Origin of the sequence: Cytobacillus sp. FSL K6-0129, from assembly GCF_038007625.1 — a bacterium.
Lineage (GTDB): Bacteria > Bacillota > Bacilli > Bacillales > Cytobacillaceae > Cytobacillus > Cytobacillus kochii.
This window is the reverse complement of the sequence record NZ_JBBOXM010000001.1, coordinates 909,354-935,384: the sequence shown is the minus strand read 5'-3', so window position 1 is coordinate 935,384 and position 26,031 is coordinate 909,354. Positions and strand designations below refer to the sequence as shown.

Here is a 26,031-nt window from a genome sequence, read left to right as displayed (position 1 = left end):
ATCATACGCTGAAAAAACCTATTTGTGAAGTATTAATTTCATTTTTAATTAAAATGAAATAAATAATTCATTGTTGGTTATACAAATTATCAATTTTTAAGCTTTTCACGTATAATAAAAAGGATGAGAAAGAAATCTGTTAATTTTGAAGAAAAGGTATGACTTACAAAATGGAGAATATCGAAAAGTTAATCGCGGATCAATATCCAATAATGAGTAAATCTCAAAAGAAAATTGCTACATACATGCTTGATCATAAAAATGAAATTCCATTCTTAACTGTCGCTAAACTAGCCAAATCTACGAAAGTTAGTGAAGCTACTGTTGTTAGATTTGCCGTTTTTCTTGGATTTACTGGTTACTCTGATCTACAGCAATACATGCAAAGCTCTATACAAAAACAACTCACTACAACAGAGAGATTGAGAATGTCATCAGATGTGTATGAACACGAAAGAGAAGGGGTTGTCTCTCTGTTCCAGGATGATATGGCTAACATCCAATTTACGATGGAAAAGTTAGATGAACAACAATTTATGAGAGCAGCACAATATATATTAGAGGGAAGAAGAATATACATCAGTGCCAATCGCAGTGCTCGGTCATTAGGTGTATTTCTGCAATATTATTTAAATATTATCCTTGGACATAGTGAATTAATAGGGGCTGCTGACACTGTATCAGAACAGTTATTTAAGTTGGATGAGCATGATGTAGTGATTGGTATCAGCTTTGCTCGTTATTCAATGAATACAATTGAACAAGTGCAATATGCAAAAGAACATGGAGCAAAAGTGATTGCTATTACTGATCATCTAACGTCACCATTAGTGCCATATGCAGACGTAGTATTAACTGCTTCTAGCAAGCTTCCGACGTTTATCGACTCCTTTACCGCACCACTTAGCTTAATTAATGCTTTAATTGTTTATTTAGGGAAAGAGCGGACAGATGTTGTAGAAGAAAGGTTAGAGAAGTTAGAAGACTTATGGGAGCGGTTTGATATATTTTATAGAAAGAAATAGGAGGAGTAGTCAATGGATTTAAAAATAAAAGGTAAAGTAGCTTTAGTATTAGCTTCCAGTCAAGGTTTAGGAAAGGCGATTGCCCTTGAATTAGCCAAGGAAGGCGCCAAAGTAATGATTTCGAGTAGAGATGAAAGTAAACTACAAGTCGTACAACAAGAGCTAAAATCAAGTGGTTTCATGGAAGTGGAGTACCAAGTGTGTGATATTACAAAACAGGAAGATATTGAAGAACTTGTTCAAAAGACAAAAGCTACATATGGAACCATTGATATCCTTATCAATAATGCTGGAGGACCCCCTGGTGGCGGATTTGAGGATTTATCGGATGAAGATTGGTATCGTTCGTTCGAATTAAATTTACTTAGTTACGTACGAACAATCCGAAGTGTATTGCCTGAAATGAAGAAACATGGTGGGAAAATCATTAATATTGCTTCCACATCTATTAAACAACCAATTCCAGGTTTATTATTATCTAATACATTTCGCTTAGGAATTGTCGGTTTGACTAAAACGCTTGCTGATGAATTGGCTCCGCATCAAATATTAATCAATACGGTTGCACCAGGTAGAATAGCAACAGATCGTATTGACTATCTTGATCAATTAACGGCCAATAGAAAGGGGATGACGAAAGAAGAAGTGCAAAAAGCATCAGTACAATCGATCCCGTTAGGTCGTTATGGTACGCCGGAAGAATTTGCTCAATTTGTCACTTTCCTATGTTCAGATATTAATACTTACGTAACGGGTTCTTCCATTTTAATAGATGGCGGAATGGTGCGTTCTTTATAAATATTAACTATTGACTGGGAAAAAAGAGGATATTAAAATAGTATTAGCACTCTACAAGATAGAGTGCTAATTTAGTCTTTGAAAATTTCATGATAAAGGAGAGACTGTGAAGATGGCAGAAAAAATGCAATTCCAAGCTGAATCGAAACGATTGCTTGATATGATGGTACATTCTATTTATTCACAAAAAGAAGTGTTTTTACGTGAATTAATTTCTAATGCAAGTGATGCAATTGATAAAATCTATTATAAGGCGTTGACTGACGACCAACTTGTTTTCGAACAAGACGATTATTACATAAAGGTGATTCCTAATAAGGAAACACGCACATTAACCATTATTGATACTGGTATCGGAATGACAAAAGAAGAACTAGAAAATAATCTAGGTGTCATTGCTAAAAGTGGGTCCCTTGCTTTTAAATCAGAAAATGAAGCAAAAGATGGTCATGATATTATTGGGCAGTTCGGTGTCGGATTTTATGCAGCATTTATGGTAGCAGACGAGGTAAAAGTATTGTCCAAAGCTTTGCATAGTGACCAAGCTTATCTTTGGGAATCTCAAGGGGCCGATGGATATACTATTGTGGAAACAACGAAAGATCAAGTAGGTACAACCATTACACTTAAATTAAAAGAAAATGAAGAAGAAGAGAACTTTGATGATTTCCTTGATGAATATCAATTAAAATCAATTATTAAGAAATATTCTGATTTCATTCGTTATCCAATCAAAATGGATGTCACAACGAGTAAACCGAAAGAAGATAATGACAAAGAATTTGAAGAGATCATAGAAGAACAAACCATTAATAGCATGGTTCCAATTTGGCGTAAAAACAAAAATGAATTAACGGATGAAGATTATCAAAACTTCTATCAAGAGAAACGGTATGGGTTTGATCAGCCATTAAAGCATGTGCATGTAAGTGTCGATGGATCCATTCGATATAATGCCATTCTTTTTATCCCAGAAAATCGTCCTTTTGATTATTACTCTCAAGAGTATCAAAAAGGGTTAGAGTTATATTCAAATGGCGTGTTAATTATGGAGAAATGCCCAGACTTATTACCTGATCATTTCAGCTTTGTTAAAGGGATGGTTGATTCTGAAGATTTATCCTTAAATATTTCAAGAGAAATTCTCCAGCATGATCGTCAATTAAAATTGATTGCCAAAAATATTAATAAGAAAATTAAAAGCGAGTTAAAAACATTATTGAAAAATGAACGTGAACAATATGAGAAGTTCTATGAATCATTCGGTCGCCAAATCAAGTTTGGTGTGTACAATGAGTTTGGTACACATAAGGATTTATTAAAAGATTTACTATTGTTCCATTCGTCCAAAGAGAAAAAACTAGTAACATTAGATGAATATATAAGCAGAATGCCAGAAGAGCAAAAATATATTTATTATGCTACAGGTGATTCAATTGATCGTATTGACAAGCTACCACAAACAGAAATCGTAGCCGATAAAGGATATGAAATTCTTTATTTTACAGAGGATATTGATGAATTTGCGATTAAAATGCTTGTTAACTATGAAGAAAAAGAGTTTAAGTCAGTATCTAGTGGAGATTTAGGAATTGATGCGGAAGACAAAGAAGAAGACAATGAAGATGAAGTAAAAGAAAATAAAGAAATATTAACGAAAATGTCTGAAATACTTACTGGTAAAGTAAAAGAGGTCCGTGCATCCAAACGACTAAAATCTCATCCTGTTTGTTTATCAGCTGATGGTGAAGTAACCATTGAAATGGAAAAAGTATTAAGTATGATGCCAGATAATCAAAATGTCAAAGCTGATAAAGTACTTGAACTGAATATCCACCATTCTGTTTTCAATAGTATCCAAGCTGCATTTAATAATAATGATGATGAAAAATTAGCTTTATACACTAATTTACTTTATAACCAAGCATTACTGATTGAAGGCTTATCTGTGGAAGACCCGGTAGCGTTCACAAATGATATTTGTAAGGTAATGCAATAATCTACTTTGAAATAGTTTTTTCAACATGAGGCCCGATCGATTGTTCGGGTCTATTTTAATTTACGCTGTTTCCGATTATTTTGGGTTAACTTCATCGTGGTTAAGGAAGCATTTCAATTTGTAAGAAGGGTTTCAAAGGAACAATTAGTGCTTGTTAAAGCTATTAGAAATGACTTGTTTCCAGGAAATTGATAAGCTTATTATTCGTTAAAATCGTTTTCATAGTGATAACGGAAAGTACAAGATGTATTATATTTAATTTTACATTTAGGAGGGATATAAATGATTTTTGAAATGACTACTCAAGTTAGAGTTGCCAATATTGAAGAAGGGCAAAAGTGGTATGAAACACTGCTTAATAAGAAGCCTGATTTTACTCCACATGAGGGGTTCGCTGAGTGGGAACTCATTCCTGGATGTTGGTTGCAGGTCGCAGAAGGAACTCTTTCCGAGGGTAACGGACCTCTGCGTTTAGGAGTTACTAATATTGAGGCTGAAAGAGACAGACTTATAGAAGTTTTAAAAATCAATAGGTTTGAAATACATTCAAGACCTGAAGTACCAGTGAAATGGGGAACTTTCACAGACCCATGGGGAAATCGACTTGGTTTTTTCGAATACTTAGATAAGGGAGAAGAGCAAGAACGTATTAAAACGATCAAAGGAACAATAAAAGTTTGAAAAAGTCTGGTAAGAAAGGGAACAACGAGAGAGGTTCTCTTTCATTTATGTAAAAAACAACAAGGTCACGAAAAACAGTGTTAATTTAAAGTAGATCAATAATTAAGAAATAGGTATATACCTAATAAACATAAGAAGTCTGTAAAAAATGATCTTTGAAAAACACTTGCTTTGTATGAGCTCACTACTGTTTTCGTTTTTCCATACATAAAAAATAAATAGAAATAACATTATAGTGAATTGCAAAGTCCTTTCCACTCGTATCCTCTTAAAAAAACATCTCTAGGGTCTTGTAAAGGCTCTCCCTAATAATTCTTTACATTAATATTTAAGGTTTATGATTCTATTTCTTACAAGATCTTAAAACAAGCATTATTCAATTATTATTTGTGAGACATAATAAATTGCGTCGGCTTGCCATTTAAGGATATAAAAGAACAATAATATTTACAGGGTATGTAAGGATAAATAACATTTGAAAATTAGAAAGAAAAAACTATTTGGAACAAGTATTAAGTGAAGCGCTTACAAACCTTTGCTTTTTACATTTTGACAAGCAAGACTAGTGAACTATTTTACGAATTGTATAATGATTAATCGATTAGAACACAGTAAAATGATTATAAGATTCTAACAATTCAGTTTAATTAATGTTAGAAAAACTAACATTCAAAGATGCTATCTTTTAAGGAGGTTACTCTATAGTGAAAAGCGACCGAAAAGAGACATTAGCAACACTAAAGCTGAACTTTGAAGAAGTAGAACCGCCTTTTTCTAAGCATGATGCACTGGATGAGGCCAATCGATGTTTGTATTGTTATGATGCTCCTTGTATTCAAGCGTGTCCAACGGGAATTGATATCCCTAGTTTTATTAAAAAAATTGCCACAGATAATTTATTTGGATCTGCAAAAACAATTATGTCTGCTAATCCTGTAGGAGCTAGTTGTGCGCGCGTTTGCCCGACAGAAGAACTTTGTGAAGGCGCATGTGTACTCAATCATTCTACTAAACCTATTTTAATAGGAAATTTACAAAGGTATGCAACGGACTGGGCAATTAAGAATGAAGCGACCCTGTTTCATGCTGGAAAGCCAAATGGAAAGAAAGTAGCTATTATAGGAAGTGGTCCTGCCGGTTTATCAGCAGCCAGAGAATTAGCAAGAATGGGTTATAAAGTGACGATTTACGAAGCAGAAAGTGAAGCGGGAGGATTAAATACTTACGGAATCGTCTCATTTAGATTACCGCAGAATATATCTTTTTGGGAAGTAGAACAAGTAAAAAAATTGAATGTAGAAATTGTTACAAATACGAGGGTAGGGGTAGATATCTCTGCTAAAGAAATTCTGGAACAAAATGATGCTGTTGTTTTAGCCATTGGTATGTCATCTGTACCAGAATTGGGCATTCTTGGTGAAGACTTAAATGGCGTTCATGATGCGATTGAATTTGTAAAAGAAACAAAGACAGCACCAATTCATGATGACTTATACAAAAAAAAGGTAGCAGTAATCGGGGCTGGTAATACGGCTATCGATGCTGCAACTTGTTCAGTTAGATTAGGAGCGGATAATGTCAAAATTTTATATAGAAGAACGTTGGCTGAGATGACTGCTTATGATTTTGAATATGAATTTGCAAAGCAGGATGGTGTCGAATTTCGATGGTTAACAGCTCCGGTTGAAATTTTAGGAGATGAGGAAGGGAAAGTTACAGGTATTAAATGTGTCAAGATGACTTTATCGGAACCTGGTGAAGATGGAAGGAGACGTCCTGTACCCTTAACTAATTCTGAATTTACGATTGAAGTAGATGCAGTGATTAAAGCGATCGGACAAAGTCGTTATATTGATTTAATAGAACAATTTGAAATTAGTCACGATGGTGGTGTTGTGACAATAGATAGTGAAAGCTTTCAAACATCTAACAGTAAGGTATTTGCCTGTGGAGATTGTATATTTGGTAAAGGACAAGGTGAAGCAATGGTTGTGTCTGCTGCACAACAAGGAAAAGCGAGTGCTATAAGCATCCACCGCTCTCTATTAAAAGAAACGATAGAAACTGCTTAAATATCTTGGAGGTGAAATAATGGCAGATTTAAGTACAAATATAGCTGGAATTAAATCCCCAAATCCATTTTGGTTAGCTTCAGCTCCGCCAACCAATTCAGGTTATCAAGTACAGCGCGCCTTTGAAGCTGGGTGGGGAGGTGCAGTTTGGAAAACATTAGGTGACCCCATTTTAAATGTTTCTTCACGTTTTGCAGCAGTGAGTTTTAATGGTCAAAAAGTAGCAGGGTTTAATAATATTGAGTTAATTACTGATCGACCGTTGGAAGTAAATCTGAGAGAAATCTATGAAACAAAAAAGAAATATCCTAATCATGCAATTATTGCTTCGTTGATGGTCGAACCGAAACAAGAAAAATGGCATGAAATTGTCAAGAAGGTGGAAGAAGTGGGTGTCGATGGACTTGAATTAAATTTCGGTTGTCCGCATGGGATGGCTGAAAGAGGAATGGGAGCAGCCTCAGGTCAAGTACCAGCACTTGTTGAGCAACAAACTTATTGGGTAAAAGAAGTAGCGAAGACACCGGTAATCGTGAAACTAACACCAAATATCACCGATATAACTGCAACAGCTGAGGCGGCGGTTAATGGTGGAGCAGATGCAATTAGTATGATTAACACGATTAATAGTTTAGCAGGTGTAGATATTGAAACGTGGAATACCATTCCGCATGTTGGAGGGAAGGGTGCCCACGGTGGCTATTGCGGACCTGCAGTGAAACCAATTGCTCTAAATATGGTTGGAGAATGTGCCCGTAATAGTAGAATTGGTGTGCCAATCTCAGGAATTGGTGGGATATCTAATTGGCAAGATGCTGTGGAGTTTATGCTCATGGGTTCAACAAGCGTACAAGTTTGTACAGCGGCCATGCATCATGGCTTCCGCATCGTAGAAGATATGATTGATGGCCTGAGTTATTATTTAGATCGTAAAGGGATCGCTTCGGTAAATGAAATCATCGGTAAGTCTGTACCGAGATATTCTGATTGGGGCGATTTAGATCTAAACTATCAAATTGTCGCACACATTAATAATGATGTTTGTATTAATTGTAATAAATGCCATATTGCCTGTGAAGATACCTCCCATCAATGTATTGATATGCTGACCGGAACTGATGGTAAGCCTTATCTCCAAGTTCGCGAAGAAGATTGCGTCGGTTGTAATTTATGTTCGATTGTTTGTCCTGTAGATGGAGCAATCGTTATGGTCGAAAAACGAAATGAACTACCACCTATGACTTGGAATGAAAGGCAAGAAGCCATTGCAAATATAAGCTATGTTGCAAATAGTACAGCGAAGTAAAAGAGTGAGAAAGGGTGGTTACTTATGAAAAAAATCATAAAAAATGGAGTAATTGTTACAGCAACAGATACTTACAAAGCAGATATCCTAATTGAAGATGAAACAATTATGCAAATCGGAGAGAATATTCAAGAGAGTGGTGCGGAAGTCGTTGATGCAAAAGGACATTATGTCTTCCCAGGTGCGATTGACCCCCATACTCACTTAGACATGCCTTTTGGTGGAACGGTCACTAAAGATGATTTTGAAACGGGTACAAAAGCTGCCGCATTTGGTGGAACAACTACGATTGTTGATTTTTGTTTAACGACAAAAGGGAAATCACTCAGTAGCGCGGTTGAAACTTGGCATCAAAAATCAAAAAATAAAGCGGTCATTGACTATGGTTTTCACTTGCAAATTGTTGAGAGCAGTGACGCTGTATTAGCAGAGATACCGAAAATGGTTGAGGAAGAAGGCATAACTTCATTAAAAGTATTTATGGCTTATAAAAATCAATTCCAAGCAGATGATGAGACCCTATATAAAACTTTACTTGCCGCTAAAGAACTTGGGGCACTTGTCATGGTGCATGCTGAAAATGGTGATGTGATTGATTATTTAGTAAAAGACGCATTAGCAAAAGGAAATACTGACCCTATTTATCATGCTTTAACTCGTCCCCCTGAAGCAGAGGCAGAAGCAACAGGTAGAGCTGCAACACTTACCGGACTTGCTGGATCCCAATTATATGTCGTGCATGTATCGTGTGCAGATGCGGCTAAAAAAATAGCTGAAGCTAGAAGTCAAGGTATTGATATCTGGGGTGAAACCTGTCCGCAATATTTGGTCTTGGATCAAACCTATTTGGAGAAACCAGATTTTGAAGGAGCTAAATATGTTTGGTCACCGCCATTAAGAGAAAAATGGAATCAAGATCATTTATGGAATGCGTTAAAGACAGGTCAATTACAAACGCTCGGATCTGATCAATGTTCTTTTGATTTTGTTGGTCAGAAAGACTTAGGAAAAGGTGATTTTTCTAAGATTCCAAATGGTGGTCCATTAATTGAAGATCGCGTAAGTATTTTATTTTCAGAAGGTGTGAAAAAAGGGAGATTATCGCTTAATCAATTCGTAGAGATTACTTCAACCCGTGCAGCTAAATTGTTTGGATTATATCCGAAAAAGGGTACGATAGCTGTTGGCGCTGATGCTGATCTTGTTATCTATGATGGCAATGTCGAAAGGACGTTGTCGGCTAAAACGCATCATATGGCAGTTGACTACAATCCTTTTGAAGGCATGAAAATTACAGGAGAACCTATTTCAGTGTTATCTAGGGGTAACTTTATCATCAAAGATAAACAATTTGTAGGAGAAGCAGGTCAGGGTAAATTTATTAAGCGTGCTAAATACGGAGAAACATTAGAAAAACTACCAACAATGATTTAACTTTTATTGCGCCCTGCTGAAATGATTTCAGCAGGGTATCCAACTTCAAGAACTTTACTAAATGTGTTGTTCATATTAAGGGGGTGTCCATATTGGAGAAGAAAGATAATTATTTAAAATCACCGGACCTAATGCCAATTGGTTATAAGGAAAGGAAAATTGGTACCTTTGGTTTTGCAGTTATTTGGATTGGTATGGCGATTGTGCTAGCAGCATTTGCTATTGGTGGTGGCGGAATTGTTCATTTATCGCTTCCTATGGTTCTGTTAGCAACCATTATCGGCTCAGTGGTCATTGGGATATTGATGTCCTTAATTGGTGATATTGGTGTGGAACATGGACTTTCTTTTCCTGTATACATGCGGGCGCCGTTTGGAACAATTGGCACACATATTCCTTCGGTTGTTAGGGGGATAACTGCTTCATGTTGGTTTGGCATAAACACTTATTTTGGTGCTTCCGCTATAAACGGGATACTTAATCTTCTTTTTGGCTTTGATCAGTGGTTCGTATGTTTTATTCTTTTTGCTGCTGCACAATTAGTCAATACAGCATTAGGGATTAAATCGATTGAAAGGTTTGCTGATTTAGCTGCCCCTATTATTATTATAATCTCATGTTGGATGTATATTACATTATCAGATAATGCAACAAGCCAAGGTAAAGATGTCTGGACCTGGGTGGAAAATCCTGCGACAGGTGTAACTGCTTTTACAGCTTTTATGGTTGTTATTATGGCAAATATGGGCTTTTGGGCTACCCTTGCAGCAGATATGCCAAGCTTATCAAGATTCTTTAAAGCCCCAAGAAATGAGAGGAATTGGTTTAAACGCAATAAATCTCAGTTAATTGGTAATATCATCGTGATGCCAATTGTGAATACATTCATGATTGCGATTGGCGCTGTATCATATATGGCAGTTAGCACATCAGATCCAATTGTGGCATTACAAGAATCAGCTAGTGGTTTTATTTTAGGCATTCTTCTATTAATGATTGTTTTAGCACAGTGGTCTACAAATACTTCGGCCAACATTATACCAGCAGCAACTGTTTTCTCTAATGTAGGCGGGCCGAAAGTACCTTTTTGGGTAGGGGTCATTTTTGCAGGAATCATTGGTACTCTTGCGCAGCCATGGAGCTTGTTTGATGTGCTTAATCAAGCGCTATTAGTCATTGGGGGAATCCTAACATCTATCGTTGGTATATTATTTGCTGATTATTATTTATTAAGAAAAAGAAGAGTAAATGTGCCAGCATTATATGAGAATGAAGGGCAATTCAAATATTTTGCAGGTTTTAATGGTGCTGGACTAATTGCTTGGATTGTCGGGGGGATATGTGCAAATCTATTGTCTACTTACTCTTCCATTGTAGGTTTTGTCGTTGGAGCCGTTCTCTATTATGTTTTAGCGAAGTACTGGTGGTTTAAAAAATACAAGCAAAGCGAAATGAATGATCCTAGTGATGAGAAATACTTGGGAATTACAGTCGGAAGAGATTGGGTTTTATCTATTGATGAACAGGAAATAGTAAATACTAAAGTCAAAGAAAAAGTCCAATAAAGGAGATGGTCAAATGTCTGAGCACATTGAATATATGAAAGAAAAAACAAGCATTGATGTCCTGTTAAATAACGGTTATACAATTAAAAGCATTACAGAGAATTTAAGTGGTGCCTTTGTGGAGTTTGAGAGAATTACAGGTTCAACGATTTACTCTGAAACGTTACACATATTAACAGCTGATGCACGCAAGTATTTTTCTGTCCATTTAATTAATCGTAAATAAGTAGTTGAAGGAGATGACATTTTGGAGAAACAAAAAGTAAGGATTAATAGTGAGAGATTAACAGAAACGATTGAACATTTCGCGAATTTTGGTAGGACAGAGAATAATGGTGTAACAAGATTAGCTCTATCAGAAGAAGATCGTTTAGCACGAGAATATTTTAAAACCTGCTGTGAAGCACTGAAAATGGAAGTAAAAACTGATGATATGGGTAATATGTATGCTCTCTTACCAGGTTTAGAAGAGCGTCCACCGGTGGTCATCGGTTCCCACCTTGATTCAGTAAAATGCGGAGGTCGTTTCGACGGTGTTTTAGGGGTAATTACAGGTTTAGAAATTGTGAGAACACTTGTTGACAATAATATTACACCTAAGATTCCTATTATGTTAGTTAATTTTACGAATGAAGAAGGTGCTAGATTTGAACCTTCAATGATGTCCTCCGGAGTTTTAAGTGGAAAGTTCGATAGTGAAAAGATGCTGAACAAAAAAGATGCTGATGGCAAGGTCTTTAAAGAAGAGTTGGCGAAGATCGGTTTCAATGGCTCTGAAGCCAATAGATTAAAAGAAGCGTATGCCTTTTTAGAGCTACATATTGAACAAGGGCCGGTTCTTCAGCATGAAGAGTTGAAGATTGGTGTAGTTGACTGTGTAGTAGGGATGGTCTGTTATGAAATTAAAATCGTAGGTGACTCTAATCATGCGGGCACGACGCCTATGCATTTACGTAAAGATGCACTATTTACAACCAATAACTTTATTCAAGATATTAGAAATGAATTAAGTAGTTTACCAGATGACCTCGTATTTACTATAGGAAGACTAGATGTTTCTCCTAATGTTCATACGGTTATTCCAAATGAAGTAATCTTTACTATAGAAGCAAGGCATAAGGAACCTGAAGTAATGGCAATTGTAGAAGAAAAAATAAAAAAAGTACAAGAAACCGTAAATAGTGAAGGATGTACTGTATCCATTGAAAAACTCTGGGATCGCTCGACCGTCCATTTTGATAATGAAATGGTTCAATTACTAGAAAGTGTGACAAAAGAACAGAGATTACCATATAAAAAAATGGCCAGTGGTGCAGGGCATGATGCTCAGTTTATCGCAAGTATGATTCCTACTGCTATGTTATTTGTACCTAGTATAAATGGAAAAAGCCATAGCGAAGATGAATTTACTCCATATAACGATTGTGCAGCAGGTGTCAATGTAATGTTAGAGGCTGTATTGGAACTTGTAAAATAATAGAATGAACAAAGAAACGAACTTAACAGTGACATTCACTTAGAGTTCGTTTCTTTTTTATCTGGAGTTTAATAGAAAATAAAGGTTTTTTAAAAGAAAAATGAATGAATTTCCAAAAAAGCACCTGTATTTTTTACTATAGATATTTAAATAACTTTTCCTACATTTATAAAATTTTTTGGTTCAATCGATCGTCATTCAATCCTTAATTTTCCATTAAAAACAAATCAATCCGATAAAAAACCATTCGTTTTCATCGAAATAGGATTTTTTTCCTCCTTGACGAATATTAGGAATCTATACTATTGTTAATATTGTGATGTGATAATGAGAATCATTATCATTTCAAGCGGAATTTTTTTTCTAACAATCTAAGAAAGAAATGAACGCTTTCTTTTTTAATTTTAATTGAGAATGATTATCTGTTGAGAAAGGGTGTTCTGATGCTTAAAGGAAAAGTTGCAGTCATCTCAGGTGCAGCAAAAGGAATGGGTGCCGCTTTAGTCAAGCGTCTCTGTTTTGAAGGTTGCCAAGTGGTTGGGTTAGATATCGAAGCAGAAAAACTAAAACAACTATCGGAAGAGTTATCAAACCGGGATCAAACATTTGAAGGCTACATCTGTGATGTATCAAATAAAGCACATGTAACAGATACGATACAACTAGTAATAGAAAAATATAAAACGATTGATATTCTTGTCAATGTTGCTGGAGTGATATCAGTAAATCCGATTCAATCTATGACAATGGATGAATGGGAACATACTTTTTCTATTAATACAAATGGAGTATTTTATCTATCCCAAGAGGTGAGTAAAGTGATGATTGCCAAACAATCTGGGGCAATTGTTACAGTTAGTTCAAACGCAGCATCTGTACCGAGAACATCTATGTCAGCGTATTGTGCATCAAAAGCTGCTTCTCTCATGTTTACAAGATGTTTAGGGTTAGAGCTTGCAAAATACAATATACGTTGCAATATTGTTTCGCCAGGTGCCACTGACACAGATATGCAAAGAGACTTCTGGAAGGACGGTGCTATTGAGCAAGGAATTAAGGGTGTTCAAGAAGAATATCGCGTAGGTATTCCATTACAAAGGATTGCCACTCCGGAAAATATTGTTGATTCGATTCTTTACCTCGTTTCAGATCAGGCAAGTCATATCACTATGAATAATATTGTGATAGATGGTGGAGCGAGCTTAGGTGCACAATGACGAAAAAAGAGGTGAATATTAATGGCGATATTACAAGAAAAAAGCGTCAATAAAATGGCGGATTTATATAATAATGGCGATAGTTTCCTTGGTTTTCCCACAAAACATATTTTAGCAAAGGGAAAGGAAGTTGAATTACATACGGAAGAACAGGAAGGAAAATCCTTTAGTGAACGGGTGGATTTACTTTGGCAGAAGTGTCCCCGGACATATGGACATCATGATCTGATGATAGCAGCTTTTCCTTTCGATCAAAAGGATGTGGCAACCTTATTCATCCCTAAAGAAGTGATGTTGGAGAAACCGTTGACTAGTACAAGATATCAAGAAGGAAATCGACTCCCATTACCTAATAAGGTGAATTTTCATCCACAACCACAGGAATATATGATGATGGTCGAAAAGGCTGTAGCGAGAATAAAAAATGCAGAGCTTAAAAAGGTTGTTTTAGGCCGTTTAATGCAAATTGAGTTTAGTAAAAACGTGAATATTCGTTATGTTTTACAGAATTTATTAGCAGATAATGAAGATAAATTTAATTTTGCGGTTCATTTATCAGATGAAAAAAATACGTTGATAGGATCTAGCCCGGAATTGCTGATTAAAAAAGAGGGAGGAAAAGTGATTACCAATCCTTTAGCAGGTTCAAGACCGAGGATGGCGAACGAAGAGGATGATAAAAGAATGGCCCAAGAATTAAGTTGCTCTGAAAAAGATTTATATGAACATCGCCTTGTCGTTGAAGCGATTGAAAGAAATCTTAAGCCATATTGTCGAACACTAACTGTTCCCGCTCGACCTTCTGTTATTTCTACAAAAACGATGTGGCACCTTTCAACAAAAATAGAAGGGGAGTTGTATGACGAAGGCGTTTCATCTGTTCAATTAGCCGAGAGTATTCACCCGACACCAGCTATTTGTGGTACTCCAGCAGTTGAAGCTTTTCAATTGTTGAATGAACTCGAGCCATATAATCGTCATTATTTCACAGGGATGATTGGTTATAGTAAAAGGAACGGTGATGGAGAGTGGGCGATTTCGATTAGATGTGCAGAACTGAGTCAACGAAAAATGAAGTTATTTGCTGGAGCAGGAATTGTCGCTCAGTCAGTACCACAAGAAGAATGTGATGAAACGGCCGCAAAATTAAAAACGATGTTAAGTGCATTAGGTATTGAATAATTCATAAAGGAGAGTTGTAAATGTTACAAGGATATACACCTTGGCCAGATGAATTGGCAACAAAATATCGCTCAAATGGATGCTGGACTGGTGAAACTTTTGGTGAAGTATTAGAAAGGATGGCAACATTAACACCGACATCCATTGCACTGATTGAAGGAAATCGTAAAGTTACGTATGAAGAGTTAAATGATAGAGCCAATCGCTTAGCCCATGGATTCATCCATCTTGGGATAAAGAAGCAAGATCGAGTAGTATTGCAACTTACCAATACCATTACCTTTTTTGAAGTTTGTTTTGCGCTATTCCGTATGGGGGCTCTCCCTATTTTCTCTTTGCCATTGCATCGACAAACAGAAATTACTTACTTTTGTGAACATACAAAAGCCGTTGCTTATGTGATACCTGATGTTTTTGATAGACATGATTATGTGAAGATGGCCAGAGAAGTGAAAGGAAAAGTCAATACATTACAACATATTATTGTCGCAGGAGATGAGCAGGAGTTTTTAAACGTTGAAGCACTAATGTCTGAAGAATCTGTGAATCTACCAAATATTTCGGGTAGTGACTTAGCATTTTTCCAATTATCTGGTGGAAGTACTGGGTTGCCTAAGTTAATTCCGAGAACACATGATGAGTATTTATATAGTATTCGAAAAAGTGTAGAAATCTGTGAATTAAGTGAAAGGACGAAATATCTAGCTGTATTACCAGTAGCACATAACTTCACGATGAGTTCACCTGGTGTTTTTGGTGTCTTATATGCTGGTGGGTGCATCATTTTAAGTCCCGATCCTAGTCCAGATACGGCATTTCCATTAATCGAAAAAGAAAAAGTCAACTTTACATCACTCGTTCCTCCGCTAGCAATTATTTGGATTGAGGCAAAGAAGTCAAGAGGTTATGATCTTACTAGCTTAGAGGTGATTCAAGTAGGTGGGGCAAAATGTAGTGCTGAAGTAGCGAAAAAAGTGGGACCTAGCTTTGGCTGTTCACTACAACAAGTTTTTGGCATGGCTGAAGGATTGGTTAATTATACGAGATTAGATGATACAGATGAGAAAATCGTTTATACACAAGGGAGACCAATGTCTGAATTTGATGAGATTCGTATTGTAGATGAAGAGGATCAGTCTATTGCCGTTGGTGATACGGGCCATTTACAAGTAAGAGGACCTTACACGATAATTGCCTATTACAATGCAGAGACTCATAACGAAAAAGCATTTACTCATGATGGCTTTTATCGGACAGGAGATATTGTTAAACAAACGGAAGATGGTTATTTAATCGTAGAAGGAAGAGATAAGGACCAAATTAATCGTGGTGGAGAAAAGATTGCTGCTGAAGAGGTTGAGAATTATTTGCTCTCACATGAAGATGTATTAGATGCAGCAATTGTCAGTATGCCAGATGCATTCCTTGGTGAAAGATCTTGTGCATTTATTATCTCGCAAAACGAACAGCTGACAGGTCAAGCTTTGAAGTCGTTTCTACAATTAAAAGGAATTGCCGCATTTAAGATACCTGACCGTTTTGAATTTGTACATGAGTTTCCACAAACACCACTTGGAAAAGTAAGTAAAAAAAGCTTAAGAGAAATCATCCAAGAAAAATTAGCTACTAAAATATAAAAGGAGAGATTCCCTATGTCAATACCAAAAATCAAAACCTATCCATTACCTGAGGCAAATAGTTTACCAAAAAATAAAGTAGATTGGCAGCTTGATAATAAGCGCGCAGTACTGCTAATTCATGATATGCAAAATTATTTTATCAACTATTATGAGAATGGTTCTCAATTGATTGAGGGAGTAATTGAAAAGATTGCTCATGTAAAAGCTTATTGTCAAAGTGAAAATATACCAATTGTCTATACGGCACAACCAGGTAATCAAAAAGATGAAGACCGTGCCTTATTAACCGATTTTTGGGGGCCAGGACTAACCGAAGATGAAGCGCAAACAGGTATTGTACCTGAGTTGGCACCAACAGACAATGATACGATTCAAACAAAATGGAGATATAGTGCTTTTAAGAAATCAAATTTACTTGATCGTATGAAAGAAGATGGTCGTGATCAACTTATTATATGTGGTGTGTATGCACATATAGGTTGTTTAGCTACGGCAATGGAAGCATTTATGTATGATATCCAACCATTTCTAATTGCCGATGCAGTAGCTGATTTCTCTTATGAGGAACATGTACAGGCATTAAATTATACAGCAACTAGATGTGGGAAGGTTTTATTAACAGAAGCACTACTTCATGATTTATCAGGAAAAAACGCATCTAATCGTGCGCACAGTGAAATAAAGGCAAAAGTAGCAGAGATACTAGATATCTCCCCTAATGAAATCAAGGATGATGATGACTTAGTGAGCTTAGGGTTAGACTCCATTAGGATGATGACGTTAGTAGAAGAATGGCGAGCTGAAGGAGCAGATGTAAACTTTATGAAAATGGCATCAAATCCAACCCTACAAGCTTGGTATGAAATGTTTCCACAAACAGACGAAGTCTATTCTTAAAAGGAGGAGCATGTAATGATCAGTGAAGCAACCAAACTGCAAGCAACAGATGCCCAAGCAGGTATTTGGTACGCCCATGAATTAGATGAAAGAAAGACAGCTTATAATACTGGCGAATATGTTGAAATAAACGGGCGAATAAACGTGTCGTTATTAATAGAAAGTATTAAGAGTACTGTTCAAGAAGCAGACAGCCTCCACATTACCTTTTTTGAAGAGAATGGAAAATTATATCAAGTTCTTCAAAAACCGAATGAAGTGCCTGTTCAATATATCGATGTGAGTCTAATGAAGACCCCTAAGCAAACAGCTATTGATCTCATGAATGATGACTTATCCCTGTCAATTGATTTGAAAAAAGGTCCGATATATAAGCAAATTCTCTTTAAAATAGCAAGTGATGAATATCTTTGGTATCAGAAAATACATCATATTGCTTGTGATGCATTAGGATTTTCATTGATAACAAACAAAGTGGCAAGTACTTATTCAGCATATCTAAAAGAAAAGTTTGAGCCAGAACCTGCTTTTAAACAATTGTCACTATTAATTGAAGAAGAGAACAAGTATAAAGAATCTTCGTTATATATGGAAGATCAAAAATATTGGAAGGAAAAATATAAAGGAGTCACACACGACGTTTCATTGTCTCAGAATGAGCTTCAATCTTCTGAGGCAACATCTACGATAAAAATTGCTGAAAAATTAACAGCCACAGAGTTTCAAAAGATAAAAAACAAGGCAAAAGAATGGAAAATCGCGTGGCCACATCTCGTGATTGCAGCTATGGGGGTTTATCAATATAAGATAACGGGGGATCGCAAGAGTTTATTAACATTACCGATGATGAATCGTTCAACAGTTGCGATGAATATTCCAGCAACAACAATGAATATTCTACCATTACTGCTATCATTTTCTAATGATTCGACTTTTATGAGTCTGGTGAAAGAAGTTGTAAATGAAACGAGAGAGAATAGTAAACATCAACATTATCGTCAAGAACAATTACAAAGAGATTTAGGAACTATTGGCCAGAGCAGTTTTTTGAACTCTTTTCAAGTAAATATTATGCCGTTTACGTATCAACCGATTTTTGGCGATGTCGCTGCCACTACTTATAAATTAGCCACAGGTCCGATTGATTTAATGAATATGAATATGTTTGAGCAAGATAGAGATGGCAGTCTAAGAGTAGATATTGAAGCAAATGGTACGAAGTTTCAGCAATTGGAAGTAGAGCAACATGCAAGTAGAATAATCCATTGGCTAAAGAGGTTACCAAGTATTGATGGCGGGCAACCTATTTGGAAGATTAATTTATTATTAGATGAAGAAAACGCATTGATGCGAAAAGATTTAGGGTGTGAGACAGCTGAAAGCGTTCATCCGCTTATTCAATTCAAGGAAATGGTAAAGAAATATCCTCAGCATCCGGCATTAGAATATAGTGGGGAAATATGGACATATGAACAGCTAGATAAGATGACTTCAGCATTAGCAAAAGAAATGATTAGCACGGGGTACCATTATCCCTTTATTGCGGGGATAGCTGTAAGCCGTTCTGCCAATATTTTGGTTGCCATATTGGCTGTTTGGAAAGCTGGCGGTGCCTATGTGCCAATTGATATCGATTATCCTGAGAGTAGACTCAACTATATGTTAAAAGATAGTCAAACACAACTAATTCTTACTGATACTGAAGGGAAGCAGAAACTACCAAAAAGTTTCCAACCATATCTTATGACCATCGATGTTTTTAAGGATAAGAGTGAAACTTTGCTACCTCCCGTAAATAGTGGAGATCCAGCGTATATGATTTATACTTCAGGTTCAACTGGTAATCCAAAAGGTGTTCTCGTACCTGCAAAGTCACTTTCTTATTTCTTATCGGCAATGAATAAGCATTTACAGTTAAACCATATGGATCGCTTTTATGCTTTAACGACGATTTCGTTTGATATTTCTATATTAGAATTGATTTTACCCATCACGGTTGGGGGCACATGTGTGATCGCTAAGAATGCAGTCATTTCTGATCCGCCAAATATTGTAAAAGAATTAAAGGAAAAGCACATTAGTGCGGTTCAAGCAACACCGACACATTGGCAAATGATCCTGCCATTTATAACAGAAGAATTACAGGATGTCAAAGTATTAGTTGGGGGAGAAAAACTTCCTTCACATACAGCTAAGCAAATGCAAACGTTATGTCAAGAAGTACATCATGTTTACGGTCCAACTGAAACGACAATTTGGTCTACACATTATGTATTAACGTCAGTTGATGGTTTTACTTCACCACCACTGGGAGACGCCCTTTCAGGCACAGAAATTTACATTTTGGATGAAAACCTGCAACTAGTTGCTCCGGGTAGACCAGGTGAAATCTATATTGCGGGAGAGGCTGTTACATACGGTTACTATCGTAAGCCAGCGCTCACCTCCTCAAGGTTTGTGGCTAATCCATTTACTGAAAACGGCCAAAGAATGTATCGAACAGGTGATATTGGCATAAGAGATTTATCTGGAAAACTTCATTATGTGAAACGAAGTGATGATCAAGTAAAAGTCCGTGGACATCGGATGGAATTAGGCGAGATTGAGCATCACTTGTTAGCACACCCTAATGTGAAAAGCTGTAAAGTGATTGTAAGAGAAGATCAACCGGGAGATCAACGTATTACGGCTTATATAATAGCGGCAGAGAACGTGAAGAAAACAAGTGAAGATTTCAATTCATACTTACGTGAGTTTTTGCCAGATTATATGATTCCTAGTTTCTTTATGTATTTGGACGCTTTCCCATTGACGCTTAATGGAAAGTTAAATTTGCGTGAATTACCTAATCCGCTGGAAAGTAACGCAAGCTATACAGATGACGAATGTTGGACTCCTTTGCAGAAGGATGTTTATAATATTTTCCGCCAAATATTAATGTTGAATGAAATACGCGAAACCGATTCGTTCTTTGCTCTTGGCGGTCATTCATTACTTGCTTCCCAATTACTGGGTAAGCTTCGTGAGGAATTCGGTCTAAGTTTATCATTCTCAGCATTTTATCAAAACCCAACAATCCAATTTATTGTTGAACAAGTGAAAGAACAATCAGACAACAAGTTTGAAGGTAGAAAGTTAAAGCCACATAAGAGAGATCAGTATGCTCCAATGAGTCATGAACAAAAAAGATTATGGTTTATCGAACAAACAGAAAATGTAGGTTCTACTTATTATATTCCTGTAGTAGTCAAGTTGAAAGGCACACTCCGAAAGGACGCTTTATACGAATCTTTAGTTGAGGTAATGAAAAAGCATGAAGCGTTGAGAACTGTCATAGAAACAAAAGATGGTGAAGTATATCAAAGGGTATTATCAGTTGATGAAGCAACATTGAAATACTATGAAAAAACGATTAATCGAAATGAGCTCAATCATGAGATTGATGAAGCGATCAAAATGCCAATCGATTGGGAAAATGAATTAGGTTGGCATAGCTATCTATTTAGAATAAATGAAAAAGAGAATATATTATGTATTGTTTATCACCATCTATTCGCTGATGGGTGGTCGATTGCACCATTTATGGAAGATGTATCAACTGCTTATGAGGCCTTTGTTAAGGGTGATCAGCCAGTTTTATCTTCATTACCTATTCAGTATGGTGATTATGCCTTCTGGCAACAGGAAATGTTAGTGGATGATATGGAGGAAAAGCTTGCCTTTTGGAAAAAACAATTAGCCCACATACCTGAGGCCATCCCACTACCACTTGGGGTTGAAAGACCAGAAAAAAGAATGGTTGAAGGTGGACGATTGACTTTTGAGATGGACAAAAACCTTTATCGACAACTCAATCAGTTAGCAAAAGATGAAGATGTTACGTTGTTTATGGTTCTACAATCAGCATTAGCAACACTGTATCATCGTTTAGGCGCTGGTGATGATATCCCATTTGGTACACCAGTAGCTGGGAGGAATGAGCCGTCATTACAAGCAATCGTTGGCTTCTTTGTTAATACAATTGTTCTACGTACAGATGTTTCAGGCAATCCATCATTTTTACAGTTACTACATCGCGTGAAGAAACAAAATATGAGTATTTATGATCAGCAAGACACACCGTTTGATAGAGTGGTAGAGGCGATTAACCCAACCCGTTCTAATAAAGTTCATCCATTATTCCAATCAATGATTATTATGCAAAACACACCACAACCGTCATTTAAAGTGGAGGGAGTGGATGCAGAAATTCAAATTAACGGTACGAACACAGCGAAATTTGATTTAACTTTTGAATTTTGGCAAGGATTTAATCAAGATACATTGGAAGGTGCGATTGAATATAGAAAAGACCTTTATAAGCATGAACAAATCCAACATTTATTGCAACAATGGTTGACTCTCTTAAGTTCAATCATTGCTACGCCGAATCAATCTGTTGGAAAGTTACCGATTCTATTAGACACAGAAAAAAATGAGTTATTACATCTACAATCAAAGAAAGTAACAGCGAAACAAGAACATATCGTTCATAACTTTGAACAAATGGTAGAACAATACCGCAATGAAATAGCGGTAACATATGATGAGACATCAATCAGTTATCAACAACTAAATGAAAGAGCAAATCAGCTTGCTAGAATGTTAATTGATAAAGGTGTAAAAGCAAATGATTTTATCACCATATCATTACCACGGTCCTTGGAGTTAATTACAAGTATTTTAGCGGTATTGAAAGCCGGTGCAGCCTACGTACCAATAGATCCGGATTACCCAGAAGATCGCAAACAATATATCCATCGTGATGCTGGTGCGGCTATGATGATTACTGATAAAAAACAGGTAGAACAAGGGAATCAAATTGTGTTTGATCTAGAATTACATCAAACATTGACATTGTATGATACTTCTAACTTAGAAGAAATTGAGGGGAATGAGATATATCCGAGTTCACCAGCTTATATTATTTATACATCAGGTTCTACCGGTAAGCCAAAGGGTGTGCTAGTTCCACATAGCAATGTGGTAAGACTGTTTGCCTCAACGAATCAATGGTTTTCTTTTGATCATGATGATGTTTGGACACTTTTCCATTCATATGCTTTTGATTTCTCTGTTTGGGAGATATGGGGTGCATTATTATATGGTGGAAAACTAGTTATTGTCCCATACGAGACGACTAGAAACCCACAAGCTTTTCTACAATTATTAGTTAAAGAACGAGTGACTGTATTAAATCAAACACCATCTGCATTCTATCAATTAATGGAAGCTGAAAAAGAAAGAATTGATTTATCGGATATGTTGCGAATCAGATATATCATTTTTGGTGGAGAGGCGTTGGAACTACCAAGATTGGAAAGTTGGTATAACCTGCATGCAATGTCAAAAACAAAGCTTATTAACATGTACGGTATCACAGAAACAACCGTTCACGTCAGTTACTTAGAACTAACGAAAGACATAATTCGACAATCTGCTAGTAGTTTAATTGGTGAAGGTATCCCTGATTTAGGTGTGTATATATTAGATGATTACCTTCAACCTGTTCCTAAAGGTGTAATAGGAGAAATGTATGTTAGTGGGGATGGACTCGCTCATGGTTATTTAAATCAACCAGCACTGACAGCGGAGAGATTTGTCGCTAATCCATATGGATCAGCAGGAAGTCGAATGTACAAAACGGGAGATTTAGCAAAATGGACAGAAGATGGTTCACTTGACTATATTGGTCGCTCCGATCATCAAGTGAAAATTCGTGGTTTCCGCATCGAGTTAGGTGAAGTGAATGCAGCACTTCTTCAGTATCCTGCAATTAAACAAGCTGTAACAACAGTACTAACGATGCATGGTGATAAGCAATTGGTTAGCTATTTCATCTCTCACAATGAGATTGATTACAAAGAACTGAGACAATTTTTACAAATGAGATTGCCTAAATATATGGTTCCGAATCACTTCGTTAGAACAGATGATATTCCATTAACGAACCACGGGAAATTAGATTTGAAAGCTCTCCCGAAACCAGAGATGGAGACAATGCAGGGAGATAGGCATCTACCTAGAACTCCACAAGAAGAAATACTTACGCAGTTATTTGCAGAAACCCTACATTTAACTGAAGTAAGTATTGATGATAGTTTCTTTGATTTAGGAGGGCATTCGTTATTAGCTGTTCAATTAATGAAAAAAATAGAATCAACATTCGGCAAAGAGTTAGGCATTGGTGTGTTATTTGAAGCACCAACTGCAGCGCAACTCGCAAAAGTGATTGAAGGTGATGCAGAAGAAGGCGCTTCATTACAGTCATTATTGGGTTTACGAAAAACAGGAAGTGAGACGCCATTATTCTGTGTGCATCCAGCAGGTGGTTTAAGCTGGTGCTATGCTGGATTGATGTCGAAACTAGATAGTCGTTTTCCTATCTATGGCCTACAAGCAAAAGGGATTAAAGAGAAGAAAAATAAACCTACAAGTTTAGTTGAAATGGCGAAGGATTATATCCAAGAGATTCGTTCTGTTCAACCAAAAGGTCCGTATCGCTTACTTGGCTGGTCGTTAGGAGGCAACGTTGTTCATGCAATGGCAGTTGAATTACAAAAGCAGGGCGAGAAAATTGAGTTTTTAGTCATGATGGATTCCTATCCAGGTCATTTCATTTCTATGAATGAAGAAGAAGCAGAAGATGATGCGTTAATTGCGATGCTAGCACTTGGGGGCTATGATCCTCAAGAAGTGAAAGGCGATCAATTAACAATACAATCGGTTAAAGAATTACTTCAGGAAAAGGGGAGTGTACTTGCATCATTGGATGAAGAAACAATCGAAAATCTTAAAGAAACCTATCAAAATTCCGTTCGTATAATGTCAGAATATGACCCAGAAGTATATGAGGGAGATATGATTTTCTTCAAGTCAACAATTGTTCCAGAGTGGTTTAAAAATGATGATCCAGCGAGATGGTTACCATATGTTCATGGCAGGATGCGACAATATGATATTGCTTGCCGTCATAAAGATATGTGTCAACCAGAACCTTTAGCAGAAATAGGAGAAGGAATCGCAAGAGAGTTAAAGTGTTTAATTGAAAACAAGCATTTAGAAGGGAGTCTACAAACATGAGTAACCCATTTGATCAAAAAGATTCTTTGTATTTTGTTTTAATGAATAATGTAGGGCAGTATTCATTATGGCCAAGTTATATTGATGTGCCTACAGGCTGGCAAGTGGTTTGGGGGGAAACTACCCTTTCAAGCTGCCATCAATATATTGAAGAGCATTGGGAAAGTCTACTTCCAAATGAAAAAGAGAAGGAAAGTCTATCACTGTAATGACAATGGATAGAAAAGTTAAATACCAAAGAAGAGCATTATGTACAGTGTATATACTAGCTATGTTTATGGCGGCATTAGACGGAACAATCGTCTATGTTGCCCTTCCTTCGATTGCTGCTGAACTGGGCGTAACATCCGCTCAGTTAAGTGGATTGACTGTCTGGTATCTTGTTGGGGTTAGCATGATTTTACCTTGTGCAGGGTATTTAGGTGATCGTTTTGGAAGTAAAAAGATGTTTATGGTTAGCTCACTCGTTTTTACATTCGCTTCTTATATGTGTGCTTTAGCAGATTCAGTATCGATGTTAAACATAGCCCGGTTTCTGCAAGGATTAGGAGGCGGCTTGTTTGCCCCTATAGGCATGGCGATGATCTTTCGGACGTTTTCCATTGAAGAACGTCCGAAACTGTCGCGGTCTTTCGTCATTCCAATTGCTATAGCACCTGCCCTTGGTCCGATAATTGGTGGGTTAATCGTTACTTATTTACCATGGCAGTGGATCTTCTTAATTAATATTCCGATTGGCTTGTTCATCGTTATAATCGGTGCACTATTTTTACAGGAAAAACATGAGTATATGGGTAAAAAGCTAGATGTGAAAGGCTTATTATTAATGGTGATTGGTTTTCCATTATTTATGTATACGTTGAATCGACTAACAGCAGGAATGAGTCTGCCAATAATCGTTTTTGGGATGATTGGGCTAATAATGATTGTTACATATGTTTTTCATGCATTAAAAGCAGATCAACCCTTATTGAACTTAAAATTATTGGAGGAAAAGACATTTAAACGAATAAGCATGCTCTCTTTTCTTGGAGCGGCAGGCTTACAAGGTTTCTTGTATTTGTTCCCGATTATGTATCAATATACAACTGGTGCATCACCATTAAAAAGTGGATTAACTATTTTTATTGAAGCGATTGGTTTAATGGTGGCATCAAGAGTAATGCCCCTGACATTAAAACTTCTCGGCGTTTATCGTGTGATTGTTTATGGATTCTTATTATCCAGTGTCTTTTTCCTACTCATCAGTTGGATAGGCCCTACTGGTTCTATCATCGGTTTACAAATTTGTTTATTTGGAATTGGACTGACGTTAGGACATGCCGTGATTGCCATGCAGTATACGGCATTCCATCATATTAATAAAGAAAAGATGTCACAAGCAACCACATTATTTAATGTGCAGAACCGCTTGGGTGCAGCAATGGGAATTGTGAGTATTTCTTTAATTATCAGCATGTTCTCAATCGGAAATGAGCAATTATATCAAGTGGCTATTATTTTTTGTGCTATGCTTCTACTTGCTGCGTGCTTGTTTGCGATCAATAGTCAAACCGCTATTAAGTCAACATCACCAAAAATGAAAAAAGCAAGCTAGTATAAGAAGGAGGGGAAGG

General features: G+C 36.6%; 17 protein-coding genes. All 17 read left to right on the top strand.

Going from position 1 to position 26,031, the window contains the following annotated elements:
* Positions 1 to 158 precede the first annotated feature (158 nt).
* The 17 genes from MHI57_RS04510 to MHI57_RS04430 all read left to right on the top strand — a co-directional run bounded on the left by MHI57_RS04510 (position 159) and on the right by MHI57_RS04430 (position 26,012).
* Positions 159 to 1,025, top strand: a complete 867-nt coding sequence (locus MHI57_RS04510) for a MurR/RpiR family transcriptional regulator (RefSeq protein WP_340975239.1) — start codon at positions 159 to 161, stop codon at positions 1,023 to 1,025.
* Positions 1,026 to 1,037: 12 nt separating this feature from the next.
* Positions 1,038 to 1,823, top strand: a complete 786-nt coding sequence (locus MHI57_RS04505; protein ID WP_340975238.1) for an SDR family oxidoreductase — start codon at positions 1,038 to 1,040, stop codon at positions 1,821 to 1,823.
* Between the two features lie 112 nt (positions 1,824 to 1,935).
* Entirely contained in the window at positions 1,936 to 3,822 is a 1,887-nt protein-coding gene (gene htpG, locus MHI57_RS04500) for a molecular chaperone HtpG (protein WP_224938390.1), read from the top strand.
* Between the two features lie 282 nt (positions 3,823 to 4,104).
* A complete protein-coding gene (locus MHI57_RS04495; RefSeq protein WP_095373052.1) occupies positions 4,105 to 4,503 on the top strand; it encodes a VOC family protein in 399 nt (132 codons plus the stop codon).
* A gap of 704 nt (positions 4,504 to 5,207) precedes the next feature.
* Complete coding sequence (locus MHI57_RS04490; RefSeq protein WP_307313514.1) at positions 5,208 to 6,575, top strand: NAD(P)-dependent oxidoreductase; 1,368 nt, start codon at positions 5,208 to 5,210, stop codon at positions 6,573 to 6,575.
* Between the two features lie 19 nt (positions 6,576 to 6,594).
* Positions 6,595 to 7,881: an NAD-dependent dihydropyrimidine dehydrogenase subunit PreA gene (preA, locus tag MHI57_RS04485; RefSeq protein ID WP_340975234.1), complete on the top strand. Its 1,287-nt coding sequence runs from the start codon at positions 6,595 to 6,597 to the stop codon at positions 7,879 to 7,881.
* Positions 7,882 to 7,905: 24 nt separating this feature from the next.
* A complete protein-coding gene (gene hydA / locus MHI57_RS04480; protein ID WP_307313519.1) occupies positions 7,906 to 9,315 on the top strand; it encodes a dihydropyrimidinase in 1,410 nt (469 codons plus the stop codon).
* A 92-nt stretch (positions 9,316 to 9,407) separates the two neighbouring features.
* On the top strand, positions 9,408 to 10,880 hold the full coding sequence (locus MHI57_RS04475; protein ID WP_180316961.1) for an NCS1 family transporter: 1,473 nt from the start codon (positions 9,408 to 9,410) through the stop codon (positions 10,878 to 10,880).
* Between the two features lie 13 nt (positions 10,881 to 10,893).
* Entirely contained in the window at positions 10,894 to 11,106 is a 213-nt protein-coding gene (locus MHI57_RS04470) for a hypothetical protein (RefSeq protein ID WP_095373056.1), read from the top strand.
* Positions 11,107 to 11,127: 21 nt separating this feature from the next.
* Positions 11,128 to 12,357, top strand: coding sequence for a Zn-dependent hydrolase (locus tag MHI57_RS04465; RefSeq protein ID WP_340975230.1), 1,230 nt, complete (start codon positions 11,128 to 11,130; stop codon positions 12,355 to 12,357).
* 443 nt (positions 12,358 to 12,800) lie between these two features.
* Positions 12,801 to 13,574, top strand: a complete 774-nt coding sequence (locus tag MHI57_RS04460; protein ID WP_095373058.1) for a 2,3-dihydro-2,3-dihydroxybenzoate dehydrogenase — start codon at positions 12,801 to 12,803, stop codon at positions 13,572 to 13,574.
* Between the two features lie 21 nt (positions 13,575 to 13,595).
* Positions 13,596 to 14,756 (top strand): isochorismate synthase, encoded by a 1,161-nt coding sequence (locus MHI57_RS04455; RefSeq protein WP_095373059.1) that lies wholly within the window; start codon positions 13,596 to 13,598, stop codon positions 14,754 to 14,756.
* A 20-nt stretch (positions 14,757 to 14,776) separates the two neighbouring features.
* Complete coding sequence (locus tag MHI57_RS04450) at positions 14,777 to 16,393, top strand: (2,3-dihydroxybenzoyl)adenylate synthase (protein ID WP_095373060.1); 1,617 nt, start codon at positions 14,777 to 14,779, stop codon at positions 16,391 to 16,393.
* A gap of 15 nt (positions 16,394 to 16,408) precedes the next feature.
* The gene (locus MHI57_RS04445; protein WP_340975227.1) at positions 16,409 to 17,293 is read left to right on the top strand and encodes an isochorismatase family protein; all 885 of its coding nucleotides are present in this window, start codon (positions 16,409 to 16,411) and stop codon (positions 17,291 to 17,293) included.
* 15 nt (positions 17,294 to 17,308) lie between these two features.
* Positions 17,309 to 24,415: an amino acid adenylation domain-containing protein gene (locus MHI57_RS04440; RefSeq protein WP_340975226.1), complete on the top strand. Its 7,107-nt coding sequence runs from the start codon at positions 17,309 to 17,311 to the stop codon at positions 24,413 to 24,415.
* Positions 24,412 to 24,624 (top strand): MbtH family protein, encoded by a 213-nt coding sequence (locus tag MHI57_RS04435; protein ID WP_095373063.1) that lies wholly within the window; start codon positions 24,412 to 24,414, stop codon positions 24,622 to 24,624. The genes MHI57_RS04440 and MHI57_RS04435 overlap by 4 nt, the downstream gene beginning before the upstream one ends.
* Complete coding sequence (locus MHI57_RS04430) at positions 24,624 to 26,012, top strand: DHA2 family efflux MFS transporter permease subunit (protein ID WP_095373064.1); 1,389 nt, start codon at positions 24,624 to 24,626, stop codon at positions 26,010 to 26,012. The genes MHI57_RS04435 and MHI57_RS04430 overlap by 1 nt, the downstream gene beginning before the upstream one ends.
* The last annotated feature ends 19 nt before the right edge of the window (positions 26,013 to 26,031 follow it).

Coding starts and splice junctions, on each gene's coding strand:
- htpG (WP_224938390.1), top strand. CDS start 1,936: ATGGCAGAAAAAATGCAATTCCAAGCTGAATCGAAACGATTGCTTGAT.
- MHI57_RS04445 (WP_340975227.1), top strand. CDS start 16,409: ATGTCAATACCAAAAATCAAAACCTATCCATTACCTGAGGCAAATAGT.
- MHI57_RS04470 (WP_095373056.1), top strand. CDS start 10,894: ATGTCTGAGCACATTGAATATATGAAAGAAAAAACAAGCATTGATGTC.
- MHI57_RS04505 (WP_340975238.1), top strand. CDS start 1,038: ATGGATTTAAAAATAAAAGGTAAAGTAGCTTTAGTATTAGCTTCCAGT.
- MHI57_RS04495 (WP_095373052.1), top strand. CDS start 4,105: ATGATTTTTGAAATGACTACTCAAGTTAGAGTTGCCAATATTGAAGAA.
- MHI57_RS04510 (WP_340975239.1), top strand. CDS start 159: ATGACTTACAAAATGGAGAATATCGAAAAGTTAATCGCGGATCAATAT.
- preA (WP_340975234.1), top strand. CDS start 6,595: ATGGCAGATTTAAGTACAAATATAGCTGGAATTAAATCCCCAAATCCA.
- MHI57_RS04440 (WP_340975226.1), top strand. CDS start 17,309: ATGATCAGTGAAGCAACCAAACTGCAAGCAACAGATGCCCAAGCAGGT.
- MHI57_RS04430 (WP_095373064.1), top strand. CDS start 24,624: ATGACAATGGATAGAAAAGTTAAATACCAAAGAAGAGCATTATGTACA.
- hydA (WP_307313519.1), top strand. CDS start 7,906: ATGAAAAAAATCATAAAAAATGGAGTAATTGTTACAGCAACAGATACT.
- MHI57_RS04455 (WP_095373059.1), top strand. CDS start 13,596: ATGGCGATATTACAAGAAAAAAGCGTCAATAAAATGGCGGATTTATAT.
- MHI57_RS04460 (WP_095373058.1), top strand. CDS start 12,801: ATGCTTAAAGGAAAAGTTGCAGTCATCTCAGGTGCAGCAAAAGGAATG.
- MHI57_RS04435 (WP_095373063.1), top strand. CDS start 24,412: ATGAGTAACCCATTTGATCAAAAAGATTCTTTGTATTTTGTTTTAATG.
- MHI57_RS04450 (WP_095373060.1), top strand. CDS start 14,777: ATGTTACAAGGATATACACCTTGGCCAGATGAATTGGCAACAAAATAT.